This window comes from Saccharophagus sp. K07 (assembly GCF_014336955.1).
Lineage (GTDB): Bacteria > Pseudomonadota > Gammaproteobacteria > Pseudomonadales > Cellvibrionaceae > UBA5868.
The window spans coordinates 187460-202152 of the sequence record NZ_QRAI01000001.1 but is presented as its reverse complement, the minus strand read 5'-3'; the positions used below and the strand labels follow the sequence as shown (position 1 = coordinate 202152).

At 55.1% G+C, this 14693-nt stretch carries 15 protein-coding genes; 1 reads left to right on the top strand and 14 read right to left on the bottom strand.

The features are described 5' to 3' along the window. Positions 1 to 32: 32 nt before the first annotated feature. From DWB84_RS00895 to glyA, 14 genes are all read right to left on the bottom strand, one after another. Positions 33 to 236 (bottom strand): hypothetical protein, encoded by a 204-nt coding sequence (locus tag DWB84_RS00895; RefSeq protein WP_187407882.1) that lies wholly within the window; start codon positions 234 to 236, stop codon positions 33 to 35. A 58-nt stretch (positions 237 to 294) separates the two neighbouring features. Continuing rightward, entirely contained in the window at positions 295 to 2160 is a 1866-nt protein-coding gene (locus tag DWB84_RS00890; RefSeq protein ID WP_255428849.1) for an ATP-binding protein, read from the bottom strand. Positions 2161 to 2165: 5 nt separating this feature from the next. Then, positions 2166 to 2798: a YfiR family protein gene (locus tag DWB84_RS00885; protein ID WP_187407880.1), complete on the bottom strand. Its 633-nt coding sequence runs from the start codon at positions 2796 to 2798 to the stop codon at positions 2166 to 2168. Next, the gene (locus tag DWB84_RS00880) at positions 2786 to 4744 is read right to left on the bottom strand and encodes a TonB-dependent siderophore receptor (RefSeq protein ID WP_187407879.1); all 1959 of its coding nucleotides are present in this window, start codon (positions 4742 to 4744) and stop codon (positions 2786 to 2788) included. The genes DWB84_RS00885 and DWB84_RS00880 overlap by 13 nt, the downstream gene beginning before the upstream one ends. A 455-nt stretch (positions 4745 to 5199) precedes the next feature. Further along, the gene (gene ribA / locus DWB84_RS00875) at positions 5200 to 5790 is read right to left on the bottom strand and encodes a GTP cyclohydrolase II (RefSeq protein WP_187407878.1); all 591 of its coding nucleotides are present in this window, start codon (positions 5788 to 5790) and stop codon (positions 5200 to 5202) included. 25 nt (positions 5791 to 5815) lie between these two features. Continuing rightward, entirely contained in the window at positions 5816 to 6313 is a 498-nt protein-coding gene (locus DWB84_RS00870) for a phosphatidylglycerophosphatase A (protein WP_187407877.1), read from the bottom strand. Further along, entirely contained in the window at positions 6297 to 7253 is a 957-nt protein-coding gene (gene thiL / locus DWB84_RS00865) for a thiamine-phosphate kinase (protein WP_187407876.1), read from the bottom strand. The genes DWB84_RS00870 and thiL overlap by 17 nt, the downstream gene beginning before the upstream one ends. An 8-nt stretch (positions 7254 to 7261) precedes the next feature. Next, the gene (gene nusB / locus DWB84_RS00860; RefSeq protein WP_187407875.1) at positions 7262 to 7717 is read right to left on the bottom strand and encodes a transcription antitermination factor NusB; all 456 of its coding nucleotides are present in this window, start codon (positions 7715 to 7717) and stop codon (positions 7262 to 7264) included. A gap of 24 nt (positions 7718 to 7741) precedes the next feature. Beyond that, entirely contained in the window at positions 7742 to 8203 is a 462-nt protein-coding gene (gene ribE, locus DWB84_RS00855; protein WP_187407874.1) for a 6,7-dimethyl-8-ribityllumazine synthase, read from the bottom strand. A gap of 36 nt (positions 8204 to 8239) precedes the next feature. After that, a complete protein-coding gene (gene ribBA / locus DWB84_RS00850) occupies positions 8240 to 9355 on the bottom strand; it encodes a bifunctional 3,4-dihydroxy-2-butanone-4-phosphate synthase/GTP cyclohydrolase II (protein ID WP_187407873.1) in 1116 nt (371 codons plus the stop codon). A 113-nt stretch (positions 9356 to 9468) separates the two neighbouring features. Then, positions 9469 to 10128: a riboflavin synthase gene (locus DWB84_RS00845; RefSeq protein ID WP_187407872.1), complete on the bottom strand. Its 660-nt coding sequence runs from the start codon at positions 10126 to 10128 to the stop codon at positions 9469 to 9471. A gap of 11 nt (positions 10129 to 10139) precedes the next feature. Beyond that, complete coding sequence (gene ribD, locus DWB84_RS00840) at positions 10140 to 11258, bottom strand: bifunctional diaminohydroxyphosphoribosylaminopyrimidine deaminase/5-amino-6-(5-phosphoribosylamino)uracil reductase RibD (protein WP_187407871.1); 1119 nt, start codon at positions 11256 to 11258, stop codon at positions 10140 to 10142. Continuing rightward, complete coding sequence (gene nrdR / locus DWB84_RS00835) at positions 11255 to 11713, bottom strand: transcriptional regulator NrdR (RefSeq protein WP_187407870.1); 459 nt, start codon at positions 11711 to 11713, stop codon at positions 11255 to 11257. The genes ribD and nrdR overlap by 4 nt, the downstream gene beginning before the upstream one ends. Before the next feature lie 75 nt (positions 11714 to 11788). Next, on the bottom strand, positions 11789 to 13054 hold the full coding sequence (glyA, locus tag DWB84_RS00830) for a serine hydroxymethyltransferase (protein ID WP_187407869.1): 1266 nt from the start codon (positions 13052 to 13054) through the stop codon (positions 11789 to 11791). Between the two features lie 637 nt (positions 13055 to 13691). On the opposite strand from glyA, the gene DWB84_RS00825 reads away from it, so the two are divergent. Further along, on the top strand, positions 13692 to 14657 hold the full coding sequence (locus DWB84_RS00825; protein ID WP_187407868.1) for a hypothetical protein: 966 nt from the start codon (positions 13692 to 13694) through the stop codon (positions 14655 to 14657). Positions 14658 to 14693 lie beyond the last annotated feature (36 nt).

Here is a 14693-nt window from a genome sequence, read left to right as displayed (position 1 = left end):
AACTGGGGGCGGTGAAGGAAAACCGCCCGACCTCAATGTTCTTTTCTCACCAGAAATTCAAGCCCTGCTCCCGGGTCTTCCTCGCCAGTGACCGAGGCATCTGCCGGTCCCCCTGCCGCGGCGTCGCGGCGCGTCAATACGAGATCACGCTCGCAATGAAAATCCTCTGGCTGAACGTCATGGGAGGATTCCGATACCTCCGGCACTGCCTGCGTTTGCGATTGGCGTGGTTTCATAGCGCATCTCCAGCAATAGGGGCTTTAGGTTCGACCGCCGACAGCTCAGGAATTCCTGTCAGACGCCATTTAGCACTTCAATAATCTGAGCCAACTCCACGGGCTTGACCAAATGATGGTCAAACCCGGCAGCGCGGGAGAGCTCCCGATCCTTTTCCTGTCCCCACCCGGTCACAGCGGTCAATACACAATTCGCTGTCGCCGGATATTCACGCAGCCGCCGCGCCAGGTCGTAACCGTTGAGCCCGGGCATGCCGATATCGAGAAAGGCGTAATCCGGAGCAAACTCGGCAGCTACCGTCAGGGCACTCACACCGTCGTGAACCGTCTGCACCTCATGCCCAAGCAAACTGAGCAAAGAGGCCATGCTGCTGACGAAATCGACATTGTCGTCCACCAGCAGAATCCGCCGTGACGGGCATTCTGGCGCAGAGGCTTTGGTATCTTCCTTGGCGTCTTCCGGACAGGGAACAGTAGTCAGAGTGACCAGGAAACGACTGCCCCGCCCTATGCCGTCGCTCTCCGCCACCAGGGTTCCACCGTGCAATTCCACCAGCCGCTTGGACAGCGCCAGTCCCACGCCGAGACCGGCGTGCGCCCGCTCCAGGGAATAATCCACCTGGGTGAACATATGGAAGATCTCCGGCAGCATCTCGGGCGCTATGCCGATACCGTTATCGCTGACTTCCACTATCACCCACTCGCCGGACTGACGCGCGGTAAAGCGGATAAGCCCACCGGCGTTGGTGTACTTGGCGCTGTTGTTTAGCAGATTAGCAAAAACCTGCGCCAGACGGACATTGTCGCCACTGACACAGATGGGTTCTGAGGGGAAATCCACCTCCAGGCGGTGGCCGCAGGATTCGATAAAGGCCCCGCAGGTCTCCACCGCCGCCTGCATCACCTCGCGAATACTGATGCACTGATGGCTGATGGTGAGTTTGCCAGTAGTGATGCGCGATACATCCAGCAGATCGTCCACCAGCCGGACCATCTGGCGCAGCTGGCGCTCCATGATCTCTTGCGCATCGCGAACCTGGGGAGAGTCGCGCTCGGCCAGCCGCAGAATGCGCAGACCGTTCAACAGCGGTGCCAGTGGATTGCGCAGTTCGTGCGCCAGAGTCGCAAGAAATTCATCTTTACGGCGATCGGCTAATAAAAGCGCTCTTTCGGCCGCCTGCCGCTCAGTCATTTCATGTTCCAATGATCGATTGGAATCCTCCAGCGCGCGCGCGCGCTTTTCCACTTCACTCAACATATCGTTGAAAGCATCCACCAGAAGGCCGATCTCATCGTGGGAGTATTTTTCCGCGCGCAGGGAAAAATCCCGCTTCTGCATTACTTCGCGCGCCACATTGGTCACTGCAAACAGCGGGCGGGTAAGCGCGCCTTGCAGCCAGAAAGAAATCAATAGAGCGAGGCTCATGCTCGCCACCATCACACCCGCCAGGATCAAGGCGTAATTGGCCAGGCGGGCGCGCGCTTCATAACGGGCCAAAATATAAACAGCACCGAGGGTGACGCCGTTTTTGACGATCGGATGCACCACCGATATCCGATCACCATCGATGAAATAACCGACTGATGGCCCCGCCACCAATGGCTTGGCCCGCTCGCCATTGATGGAATAATCCGCAAACACCGCCCCCGTGGAGGAATAAACGGCGGCCTGCAAAATCGAGCGGCGGGTGCTGAGAAGGTTGAGCGTCTCGCGGGCCACCATTGGATCATTGAATTCCAATGCCGGGGCACTGACTTCAGCAATGATATTGGCCTGGGTGGTCAGATCCTTTACCCAGTTGTCGTGATAAGTGCGCAGATCGTAGATCAGCATGATCAGACCATAGGCCAGTAGGGCGAGGAAAGTCGTTGCGAGCACAACCAGCATAAGCTTGCGCGATACAGAGCGGCTGATGTATCGCATAGGTTTCACAAGCCACCGGTCTCCACATAGCCGGCCACTGCTAGAAGCCGGGAGCTCAGTTTTACCCCGCGCGCAGTGGCGTTCACCAAGGAAACATCAAAACCAACCCGATCATCGACGAAACGGAAATTGATGATACTGCCAGCGCCGAGACCTATATCGCTTTCCGTCACCGTTACCACACTGTACGCCGCCGCCTTTTGCAACAGGCTCCGCTCGCGCGTGTCACTGACCTCCTGACCGATAAACAGCATGTGCACATCGCTAAGATCCGATTTCATGGTGACTTTTTTTACCTGAATCGGCCGGTGGTTCACTGTGCGGTTGACCGTAATCTGCTGCAATTCGGTTGCTATATCCGCCGCTCCAGCCACAGCTATGACGTAAGGGGTGAGAGGATCTTTGAATAATTCAGTGGGCCATTCGATATAGCCGAGAAATTTGTACAACATGGCGGCCTTTACCTGCCGCTCTAAGCTGGCGGCAACAGGAGAGGCCGACGCCGACATATTCGGCAAAATCGACAGGCTAAAGCCGAGCAAAACCGCCGTGACCAACACGCGAAAGCGGTATTGCAGAATCCTTTTTAAAAGACTCTGCCCGGCAAAAAAACGGCGTGTCAGCGTTATAGCTCCCATAACAACTTCACATAGAGTGCGCGGCGGAATTCGGCGTGGCTTGGTGCAGAGCCAAATTCCGCATGTGCGTGATCCAATAGATTTTGTCCGACGACCGACACTTCCAGCTCCGATGTCAACCGCCAGCCACAGCGTATGTCCAAAGACGAATAGGCGGGTGTCGATACGACCTCGGCACCAAACCTATCTGCACCAAGCTTGCCAACGCGACGGAAGAAAGCATCGACTTCCAGCGTATCGGTCAAGGTATGACTGGAGCGCAGTTGCCAATAGACTTCGGGGTCGCCATAAGTCAGTCCGGATTCTTCCAGCGAATCACGGCTGGACTGAGCGAGTTCCACGTCCACTTTTTGCCCCACCACTCCAGCGCTTAAACGCCATTGATCAGCTACCTGCCAGTTGCCCCAAAATTCGATGCCGTAGCTATCTGCAGTCGCTAAATTGCGAAATTCCGTTGCTTCGCCGATCGGCTCCAGGGTCCGTAGGCGCTCGTAATGACCGGTAAACAAGGTGATGGAATAAGACAGGGCTGTGGATGGCTGGGAGCGATATCCCAATTCCGCCACCTCGGCGATTTCCGACAAAAACTCAGGACCACCGCGATGAGGAAGAACTGCGGCCGATTCGCTGACATGCATATCGCGCTCGAGCCGGGATGGCGAGCGCACCGAGCGGGCCAGGGATCCCCACAGCAGCGAGCGATTGGGTTCCGGTGCCCAAGACAGACGCACATTGGGTAAAGATTCCCACCCGGTGTAGGGGTTGCGCTCGAATTTCGCACCCAGCGTCAGATGCACAGAATCAAACAGGTCTATGTCATTTTGAGCAAACAGATTTGCCCAGTTGAGAGCCCTTGCGGAGGGGACATAGAAATAGGGGCCGTTATCGAGCTGCTCCACCTCATCCTGAGCGTGCCTATAACCCCCGCCCCATACCAGTTGGTGACGTCGCCCCATACGAAAGCTGTGCACCAAATCCAGGTCGATGGTATCGGTCTGCTCACTTGTGAAGCCTGGCTGATCTCGGCGATGGTGTTCTAAATAGGTCTGCACCATCAGTTCAGAGTTATGACCTGCTCTATGTTTGACGCGCGCCAACAAGTTCACATTGAGCGCATCCAAGTCCTCGAACCTCGGTTGTTGCAGACGCCCACTCATTGCCTCGCCTTGCACGGTCACAAACTGCTTAAGTAGATCCCAATCCGTGCGAAATCCGATCAAACTGCGGTGAAAGCCGCTCTGACTGGCGAAACCCGCCGCTGTTTTCACATCGTCCTGAATACGATGTTTGGCATACACACGGTAATGCACTGCTTCACCTACAGAACCACCATAACGAGCTGCCAATTGCCGCTCTTCCGTACTGCTGCCGGTGCTCAACAAAGTGCCTTGCGTGTCATCAGCGGAGCGCGTGATAACGTTGATTACGCCATTCACTGCATTGACTCCCCACAAGGTAGAGCCGGGCCCGCTGATCACTTCGATGCGCTCGATATCCTCCAGAATAAGGTCCTGTGAATCCCAGTAAACTCCGGAAAATAAATTGGAATAGATGGTGCGACCATCTACAAGCACCAGCAATTTATTGGAAATTCGATTATTGAAGCCGCGCGCAGAAATTGCGTAGCTCTGCCCATTGGCGCGCGCGACATGAAGATTGGGAGCGAGTCGAAGCGCTTCCGCCAGGGTAGTGGAACCAGAGCGGCGGATCTCTTCACCGGTGATGACATAAATGGAGGCCGCCGCTGCAGCCAAAGGTGTTGGACGACGCGACACGGAGGTTACGGATAATTGGGAGAGTTCTTCCAGAGTCAGATCCAGTAACACGAGATCGCGGCGATCGTCCTCCGCCTGCACACAGATCGGCAATCCGATCCCAAACGGCAGCGCCAACGCGAAAGCGCACGATAAGTAACCTGCACCTCTGTAAAAACTGCCGCGTGACAATCGTTGGTCCTCAACTATTGGTTTCCGATGAAGATAGCGCTTATCGATATTTCCCTATCGTTGATCCCTGCGGTCGGTTTCGGCAAAAACTGCGACGACAAATTCAGGCTGCGTCAAACCGAAGATTGTGAAATTCTGGAGCCGTTTTACGAAATGCGCTGCGAAGGAGGCGCATGATAAACCAAGCCGAAAAGGAAAGCATCGCGAACAAATAAAAATGCACAAGTTAATTTTTATGTTTCGTTTCGCCTACAGAACACTTCCAAAGATATTCGAAGCCAAGCATAAAAACCGCACGCCAAAAAGACGAATCGCAGCTCAAATTATTTTTTGAGTGCAAACCTAAGAGCCAAAAAACAAAGCCACGCGCTACTCAACATTTATTAAGCAACGCATGGCTTTTTGCGACATCTAGACGAGCAGCATTTTCTGCCGCAGCTTCAAAGCAATTTAATTTACTCGTTCAACAGGTGACCAAGCTTTCCTCGCTTGGTATCGAGATAGTGCTGGTTATGCGGATTGCGCCCGGTAACATGCTGAATACGTTCAACAACTTCAACACCTTGTTCTTTTAGCGCTTTGATTTTTCGGGGATTGTTGGTCATCACCCGGACTTTTTGAATACCAAAATGCTCAAACATGGGGCGCAGCAGAGAGTAGTCGCGCATATCGGCGCCAAATCCCAATTGCTCGTTCGCTTCTACAGTGTCCGCTCCGCGGTCCTGCAAATGATATGCGCGGATTTTATTGAGCAGGCCAATTCCCCTTCCCTCTTGGCGCAAATAAAAAATTGCTCCCCGCCCTTCCAAAGCAATTTTGTGCATAGCCGCTTGCAGCTGTGCGCCACAATCGCAGCGCAAACTGAACAGCGCATCGCCAGTCAGGCATTCCGAGTGCACGCGGATCAATACGGGTTCAGGCGTGCGCAAATCCCCCATAGTTAACACCACATGCTCTTTGTCAGCGCCGCTGTCACTAAAGCCATGCATTTCAAACATGCCCCAAGGGGTGGGCAATTTGGACGATTCAACGAAGGAAATGGCCACCGTGGATACAACCTCCAAATGGGCATCAGCCCGAAAAATAAATCAGTGCCTGCAAACAGGCCGCTGCAGGTATGGCCGCGAGCACGTCATCCAACATAATGCCGACGCCTCCGCCCACACGGCGATCAATCACGCTGATGGGCCAGGGTTTGATCATGTCGAATACGCGGAACAGAACAAATCCCGCCAATACCCAATACCAATGTAAAGGCACCGCAATCATGGTGAGCCAGAAGCCGACAAATTCGTCCCAGACGATGCCACCGTGATCGTGAACACCCAGTTTGTATGCGGTGTGATGGCAGAGGTAGACACCGAGCACCAGCGCCACTGCGACCATCACCAAATAGCCGGTCAGCGGCAAATAGGTGGCTGCCAACCAATAAATCGGCACCGCCGCCAAAGTACCTACAGTACCCGGCACCCATGGCGCTAAACCGGAACCAAAACCGAAGGCGAGAAACGCGACGGGGTCGCGCAGCAGATCGCGAGCGCTGGGGTTTGCATCAGCCAAAGTGATCATACCCCCGGCGCTCCAGTTCGAAAGGCTTGCCGTTTTTGACCAATAACAGTTCTTGTTTGTGGGTAATTCTGCCGATGGCCGTGGCGTTGATACGGCCTTCCGCAATCCAGGAGTCCAGTCGCGGAGCGTGCTCACTCGGCACGGTAAAGCATAGTTGGTAATCGTCCCCACCGGTCAGAGCCCATTGCTGGCTTTGCCCTTCTGTGGTGTAACTGCGCCAATGCTCGGAGATGGGCAGACTCGTAACCTCGACAACAGCCCCAACTCCGCTCGCCTCACAGATTTTGCCCAGATCGGCATAGAGCCCGTCCGACACATCAATAGCTGCGGAAGCCATACCAACCAGCATTTCTCCTTCCGGGATTCGCGGGGTCGGGGCGTAGAACCGTTTCAGCAAGTAGCTGTAAGTGCCAGCGCTGACCGTGAGCTGTTTTTGGATCACCGCTAGTGCAGCGGCGCCATCTCCCAGGTTGCCAGTAACGTAGATCACGTCATCCGGCCGGGCGCCGGATCGGCGCAAAGCTTTACCGGGTTCGACGGACCCGTGCACTTGCACAGTCACGCACAAGGGACCTTTGGTTGTATCACCACCAATTAGGCTGCACTCATAGCGGTTGGCAACGGAAAACACCCCTTCAGCAAAAGCTGACACCCACTCCGGATCACTCTCTGGCAGCGTCAGCGCCATGGTGAACCAGTGAGCTCGCGCGCCCATGGCCGCGAGGTCGCTCAACGCTGCGCACATGGCGCGTACGCCTATGCGCTCCGGCGCTGTCCCGTGGGGAAAATGCACACCGTCCACCATGGTGTCGATCGACATCACCAACTGCCGCCCCTCCGGTGGCTGCACGATTGCGCAGTCGTCCCCTATGCCCAAGAGCACATCGGTGCCGAGAGGAGCGCGAGCGAAGTAGGTGTTGATGAGGTCGAATTCGTCCATGGGTAGCCTCAGCGCGCCTGCTGAATTTCGGCTGTGCGCAGGCGGGCGGCAACCCGGTCGAGCACACCGTTGATGAATTTGTAGCTGTCAGTAGCGCCGAATTTTTTCGCCAGACGCAGCGCTTCGTTGATCACCACACGATAGGGAACGTCGAGACGGTAGCGCAGCTCGTAGGTGCCCATGCGCAGCAACGCCAGGGTGATGGGGTCTATTTGGTCGAGAGTGAGATCGGTGACAAACGGCAGGAAATCGGTCTCGATCACCGCCAGATTTGCCGGAACCTGATGCAACAACTCATGAAAATAGGCGACATCGATCTTGCTCATATCGTTGTCGGCATGGAATTCCGCCTCGATGATACTGAGGGGATTTTTACTGACCGACCACTGATAGAGCGCCTGCATTGCGTAATGCCGCGCTCTGCTTCGCTGGGCCGGAAGGGTACTGAATTCTTCTTTGCTCATAAGGCTCCCGCCTGGAGTCGAAAATCAAAGTTTGCCCAGCAGGGAAACCATCTCAAGCGCCACCAGCGCCGCTTCCGCGCCTTTGTTGCCCGCCTTGGTGCCAGAGCGTTCGATCGCCTGTTCGATGGTATCGACGGTCAACACGCCAAACGAGACCGGAACTCCCGTGTCGAGGGAAACCTGCGCCAGACCTTTGGTGCATTCGCCCGCGACATATTCAAAGTGCGGTGTGCCACCGCGAATGACCGCGCCCAGTGCAATGACCGCATCGTACTTGCCGCTGCGCGCCAGCTTCTGTGCGACCAGCGGCATTTCGAAAGCGCCCGGGGCATAGACGATCTCGATTTGTTTGTCGTCGACGCCGTGGCGGCGCAGGGCATCGATTGCACCTTCTTTTAAATGCTCCACGACAAAGCTGTTCCAGCGGCTGACCAGTAGTACATAACGGCCGCTGACGGAGTGGAAATTACCTTCAATTACGTTCATAAAATTTCCGTGTTCGCTGTTTAGATATTTCTTTGCTTAATCACTATTGGAGATGTACTCCACCACTTCCAGATTGAAGCCGGAAATGGCGTTGAAGCGATAAGGCGCACTCATCAGGCGCATTTTTTGGACGCCGAGATCCTGCAGTATCTGCGACCCTGTACCCACTTGTTTGTAGGCCAATTGGCGGCAAGGCGTGCGCGGTTTGCCGGTCATGATCCAATCGATACTCTCTTCAATTTCTTCGGTGGTTTCGTTGTGGCAGATGAGTACCACAACTCCCTTGCCTTCGGCGGCAATTTTCTGCATGGCCGCCTGGCAGGTCCAAGGTTTCTCTTCCGCACCACCCGCTGGCCATAGCCCCAGCAAATCGCGCGCGGTACTGCCCACATGCACTCGCACCAGAATCGGCTCTTCCGGCTCTATCTTGCCTTTCACCAACGCAAAATGGCGCTCGTTACGCGCGCCGTCCAAGTAGGTCTTCAGCAGGAAATCGCCGTGCAGCGTTTGCACCTTACGCTCATTGATGCACTCCACGGTTTTTTCGTGCACGGTGCGGTACTGGATCAGGTCGGCGATAGTACCGATCTTTATGCCGTGATGCTTGGCGAATTTCTCCAGGTCGGGCCGGCGCGCCATGGTGCCGTCGTCGTTCATGATCTCGACTATAACGGCCGCAGGTTCCAGACCGGCCAGGCGCGCCAGATCGCATCCCGCCTCGGTGTGGCCGGCGCGGGTAAGAACGCCGCCGGGCTGCGCCATTACAGGAAAGATATGTCCTGGCTGAACTATATCCTTGGGCTCTGCATTTTTGGCAACCGCCGCCAACACAGTGCGCGCGCGATCTGCCGCGCTGATCCCGGTGGAAACGCCTTCGGCCGCTTCGATGGACACAGTGAAATTGGTGCGATGGCTGGCGCGATTGTCCGACACCATCAGCGGCAAGCCCAACTGGCGACAGCGGGCTTCCGTCAGCGTCAAACAAATCAGACCGCGGGCGTGGCGCGCCATAAAGTTGATATCTTCCGGCCGCACCTTCTCCGCCGCCATGATCAGATCGCCTTCATTTTCACGATCTTCATCATCCATCAGGATCACCATCTTGCCCTGGCGGATGTCTTCGATGATTTCAGCAGTGGTATTAAGAGCCACGGATCTCTCCTATGAATGCTGATAAAACTGGTTCAGCCTATTGGGCAACGAATAACAATGACCCCACCCCATCCCAAGGGGAGGGAGAACAGCACCAGGGGAGGTTGGACGGGTCACTTATAAAACCCATTCTGCGCCAAAAACTCTGGGGTTATCCCTGGTTTCTCCGGCTGGGCAGCCTTGTCGCCCATTAACAAGCGCTCCAGATAACGAGCAATCACGTCGACTTCCAGATTGACCTGGGTGCCGACGTGATAGTGCTGGATCACAGTCTCTTTCAGGGTATGGGGCACTATATTGAGATCGAAAACCGCTCCATTGACCGCATTGACTGTCAGGCTGGTGCCATCGACTGTAATCGAGCCCTTATGGGCGATGTATTTGGCGAGGCTGTCCGGGGCGCGGATTTGCAGGCGCTCGGAACGCGCATCGCCGTGACGGCTGATCACTTCACCTATGCCGTCCACATGGCCGCTCACAATATGACCACCCAGGCGGGACTCGGGCGTCAGCGCCTGCTCCAGGTTCACCTGGGTTCCGGATTTCCAGTTGCCCAGAGTGGTGAGACTCAAGGTCTCGCGCGATACATCCGCACGAAAACCGTCGGCGAGTTTTTCGATCACCGTTAAACAGATGCCATTGGTGGCGATGGAGTCGCCCAATCGCACGCGCGTCCAATCCAGCTTCGGCGCGCGCACGGTCAGACGCACGTCACCGCCAATGGTTTTGACTTCGGAGACTGTTCCTATGGTTTCGATAATGCCGGTAAACATAGTGGATCCCGTCAAATGATCTGAGGTTCTGGGTATTGAACCTGAGCGAGAAAACGCCAATCCGCACCGATTTGTTTTACGTCCTTGATATCCAGTTGCACAGCTTCGGACATAAACGACAGTGGTAAATCAAACAAAGGCCGCGCCGTACTGCCGAGAAGTTTGGGAGCCATATATACGATCAGCTCATCGATCAAACCGGCGCGCAAAAAACTTCCGGCCAGGGTCGGGCCCGCTTCCACCAATATTTCGTTACAGCCGCGCTCTGCCAGCTTTTTCAGCAAGGCATTCAAGTCGACGGAACCCACCACACTGGGCAAGCCCCAGATTTCCGCCCCTATTGCTGGGCGATTCAACGCACAGGTCGCAATAACAGTAGCGCCTGGCATACGCAACAAGCGCGCGTCTTCAGGGGTGCGCAAACGGGTGTCGACCACCACGCGCAACGGCTGACGCGGATTTTCTCCAAACGCCGGATCACGCACCGTCAGCGCCGGATCATCCTTCATTACAGAGGTAATACCGGTCACGATTGCGCAGGAACGCGCGCGCCAATGCTGCACATCCGCCCGCGCCGCTTCGCCGGTAATCCAAAAACTTTCGCCCGACGCCATCGCCGTGCGGCCATCCAAACTCATCGCCAGCTTGCAGCGCACTAGCGGACGGCCAGTCGTCATGCGTTTGATAAATCCTGGGTTGAGGTCGCGCACCTGCGCTTCCAGCAGGGGACCTCTCACCTTTATTCCAGCATCGCGCAAGCGCTGCAGACCTTTGCCGCTGACCAAGGGGTTCGGGTCTTCCATGCCGTAAACAACTTCCGCTACACCCGCAGTAATCAAGGCTTCACTGCAGGGGCCGGTGCGCCCCTGGTGATTGCAGGGTTCGAGCGTGACATAGGCAGTACAGCCGCGCGCGGCATCGCCGGCATTGCGCAAGGCATCAATTTCCGCATGCGCATCGCCAGCGCGGCGGTGGTAGCCCTCGGCGACCAGTTCGCCGCGGCTGTTGACCAGGACACAACCGACGCGCGGATTAGGCGTAGTGGAATTCAGCCCGCGAAGGGCGAGGTCACAGGCGCGCTGCATCCAGTGCTGATCGGCGGAACTCCACTGGTCGGAACCGGCTGTCATTCCGGCGCGCTCTCCAGATGATCCAGCGCTTGGCGAAACTCACTGATGTCCTGAAAACTGCGGTACACGGAAGCAAACCGCACATAGGCAACACCGTCGAGCGAGCGCAAAGCTTCCATCACCTTTTCCCCGACATAACGCGATTTTACTTCGCGCTCGCCAGTGGCCTGCAGATCCTGCTTGATGGAGTTGATCGTGGCCTCGATGCGCTCCACGCTCACGGGGCGTTTTTCCAGGGCTTTCAGCAAACCGTGGCGCAACTTCTGCTCGTCGAACGGTTCACGTGTGCCGTCGTTTTTGATGATGCGCGGCATCAACAATTCGGCCACTTCAAAGGTGGTGAAGCGTTCGTGACAACTCAGGCACTCACGGCGGCGACGCACTTGGGCGCCGTCGGCGACCAGACGGGAATCTATAACTTTGGTATCGGCTTGGTTACAGAATGGACAATGCACGAACAGGCTCCTAAAGGCGCCCTTTCCCATGCGAGGCGCAGATAAAGGCGGAGCTTGCGCCCCGCCTGGAGTGGATTAGTTACCGTAAACCGGGAACTTGGCACAAATGGCGAGAACTTTCTCTTTGACTTCCGGAATAACTTTAGCTGAAGTGCCATTTTCCAGACTCTCCAACACATCGCACATCCAGTTCGCCAGATCGCGACACTCGGCTTCTTTAAAGCCGCGAGTGGTGATCGCCGGAGTACCAACGCGCAGACCGCTGGTGACGAAAGGTGAACGCGGGTCGTTCGGCACCGCGTTTTTGTTCACGGTGATATTGGCGTTGCCCAGAGCTTCGTCAGCGTCTTTACCGCTGTACTCTTTGCCGATCAGGTCGAGCAGCATCAGGTGGTTTTCAGTACCGCCAGAGACGATCTTGATACCGCGCTCGATAAAGGTCGCCGCCATGGCTTTGGCGTTTTTGACGACCTGTTGCTGATAAGCCTTGAACTCGGGGCTCATGGCTTCTTTGAAGCTCACCGCTTTGGCGGCGATGACGTGCATCAAAGGACCGCCCTGACCGCCGGGGAATACGGCGGAGTTGAGTTTTTTCTCGATCTCTTCGTTGGCTTTCGCCAGGATGATGCCGCCGCGCGGACCGCGCAGGGTTTTGTGAGTGGTGGAGGTGGTGACATCGGCGATTTGCACCGGCGATGGGTAAACACCTGCGGCGACCAGACCGGCTACGTGCGCCATGTCGACCAACAGATAGGCGCCGACTTCGTCAGCGATTTCGCGGAATTTCTGCCAGTCCATGACTTGGCTGTAGGCAGAGAAACCGGCAACGATCATTTTCGGCTTGTGCTCGCGCGCCAGGCGGGCCACTTCTTCGTAATCCACCAGACCAGTTTCCGGGTTCAAACCGTACTGGACCGCGTTATAGATCTTGCCGGAGAAATTGACTTTGGCGCCGTGAGTCAAGTGGCCACCGTGAGCCAGGCTCATACCCAATACGGTGTCGCCCGGGTTGAGCAGTGCTTGATAAACCGCAGAGTTCGCTTGTGAACCTGAGTGCGGCTGGACGTTGGCGTAATCGGCGCCGAACAGTTCTTTGGCGCGTTGAATGGCCAGAGCTTCGGCTTGGTCGACGTATTCGCAACCGCCGTAATAGCGCTTGCTCGGGTAACCTTCAGCATACTTGTTGGTCAGCTTAGTGCCCTGGGCAACCATGACGAGCGGGCTAGCGTAGTTTTCCGAGGCAATCAGCTCGATGTGCTCTTCCTGGCGACGGCTTTCGCTCTCGATGGCGTTCCACAGTTCAGGGTCAAACTGGGCGAGGGTCAGGGACTTATCAAACATGGGCATCCTCAAACGGGTCGGGGCAAATGAAGGGGCGCAATTGTACACCAAAAGGCCAGGGAGGCAGACAATTCTCAGGCGCCCCCTAGGCAGCCAATCCGCAAGCAGTGCTGCTCGAATGCTCCCTACAGGATCATCCCATCTATATAAGAAGTACTCACGGCTCGCCTGAGGCCTAACTCTTTCTGCCAACCAAAATCAGTCCCAAGCCAGCTCAATCATACATACGTTCGAATACACCCAGCTCTTGCTCTCACCTTGGCGTCAGGTTCTTTTTCAAATATAGTCGCGCCAAGTTTCAATATGTTGGCTAGACACTGCAGCGCAGCACGCCTGCCTATCTACACTCGACAAGCCCCGATGGATCGAGGGGTTCGACAAACCAACATTTTTCTTCGAAGAAACAACAATCCCAGATTGCGCGCATTATTTGTTGCGCCATAGATGATTTTTTTGCGCGGAAATCGCACGGAATTTATGAAACCCTTTGGCTGGACACTATCTCTTCCTCACCCACCGCATTTCGCCAAGGATTCACTCGTTCCCTTCCTCAAATCTCATAAAAAAAGTTTGCAAATAAAAGTTACGAATCGAAGAAGCAGGACGGATTTAATTAACGGACAATCAAGGTAGGCTTATGAAAGCAATTATTGCTATCAATCGGAAAATCGCATCACTCATTTTCTTTTTGTTTTTCTCTACCCTTTTCATTTCCGCGTGCTCAAGCGGAGGGAGCGGCGGAAAGCCTGGCCAGCCCAGCACAAAATTCCCCAACATCGACAACCCCGGATCGACTTCGAGTAGTGGAAGCAGTAGCGCTGGTTCCAGCAGCTCAAGCAGCGGCTCCGTTGTAACGGAAGAAGAGGTGGCTATAGCCATTACAGAATTAGCGCTCAATGCTATCGAGTCATATGACGGCCCGCAAATTGACCCACCAACCGAAGGCATCGCTGCCAGTAATGTCGCCCTGTTGAACTCCATTCCGGCTTCCGCTTCTCGAACCTCAGAAACGGTAAAACCGGGACCTTGCGGTGGTCAGATCAAAACCGTTACGACGGTAACTATGCCCGATCGGCTAGGTGTTATTTTCCCTTACACGACAAATTCAGAATCCACTTACAGCAATTACTGTAGTGGCAACCACCTCATAAATGGAAAATTCTGGCTGGACGGAGAATATACCTCCGAATCCAGCTACACAATGACTTGGTCTTATGACTATACCTTCACATCAAAAACAACCAATGATGCGCACCGATACAAATATTCACAATACTGCGTAACTCAAAATAACAACACAACTTGCGAAGATGGCACGTGGTATAGATCAACTTATGGAAGCAGCTATAGGTTGCATAACAGCTCCGTTACAAAATCCAGCTCTAATACCTATGAAATTTCCGGCAGCGTTGTCATTAGCGATTCTCGAACCAATACGTACACCTTGACCGCCAAGAATCTCAGCTTATGCGACAACGGTCGCCTTGGAACCGGGACTATCGAGTTAACACTTAATGGCTCACTGTACATGCGAATTGAATTTACCAGCTGCGGTGAATTCACTTATTACGCAGACGGAAATTCATGGGTTTATTCCTATTGATCTCATTGTGTTGATCTAAGGAGCCTCTGGTTAAGT

Excerpts from the sequence above, each read along its gene's own strand:
- glyA (WP_187407869.1), bottom strand. The coding sequence starts at position 13,054 with ATGTTTGATAAGTCCCTGACCCTCGCCCAGTTTGACCCTGAACTGTGG.
- nusB (WP_187407875.1), bottom strand. The coding sequence starts at position 7,717 with ATGAGCAAAGAAGAATTCAGTACCCTTCCGGCCCAGCGAAGCAGAGCG.
- DWB84_RS00870 (WP_187407877.1), bottom strand. The coding sequence starts at position 6,313 with ATGATCACTTTGGCTGATGCAAACCCCAGCGCTCGCGATCTGCTGCGC.
- ribD (WP_187407871.1), bottom strand. The coding sequence starts at position 11,258 with ATGACAGCCGGTTCCGACCAGTGGAGTTCCGCCGATCAGCACTGGATG.
- DWB84_RS00885 (WP_187407880.1), bottom strand. The coding sequence starts at position 2,798 with ATGGGAGCTATAACGCTGACACGCCGTTTTTTTGCCGGGCAGAGTCTT.
- DWB84_RS00895 (WP_187407882.1), bottom strand. The coding sequence starts at position 236 with ATGAAACCACGCCAATCGCAAACGCAGGCAGTGCCGGAGGTATCGGAA.
- DWB84_RS00845 (WP_187407872.1), bottom strand. The coding sequence starts at position 10,128 with ATGTTTACCGGCATTATCGAAACCATAGGAACAGTCTCCGAAGTCAAA.
- ribE (WP_187407874.1), bottom strand. The coding sequence starts at position 8,203 with ATGAACGTAATTGAAGGTAATTTCCACTCCGTCAGCGGCCGTTATGTA.
- DWB84_RS00825 (WP_187407868.1), top strand. The coding sequence starts at position 13,692 with ATGAAAGCAATTATTGCTATCAATCGGAAAATCGCATCACTCATTTTC.
- thiL (WP_187407876.1), bottom strand. The coding sequence starts at position 7,253 with ATGGACGAATTCGACCTCATCAACACCTACTTCGCTCGCGCTCCTCTC.
- DWB84_RS00890 (WP_255428849.1), bottom strand. The coding sequence starts at position 2,160 with ATGCGATACATCAGCCGCTCTGTATCGCGCAAGCTTATGCTGGTTGTG.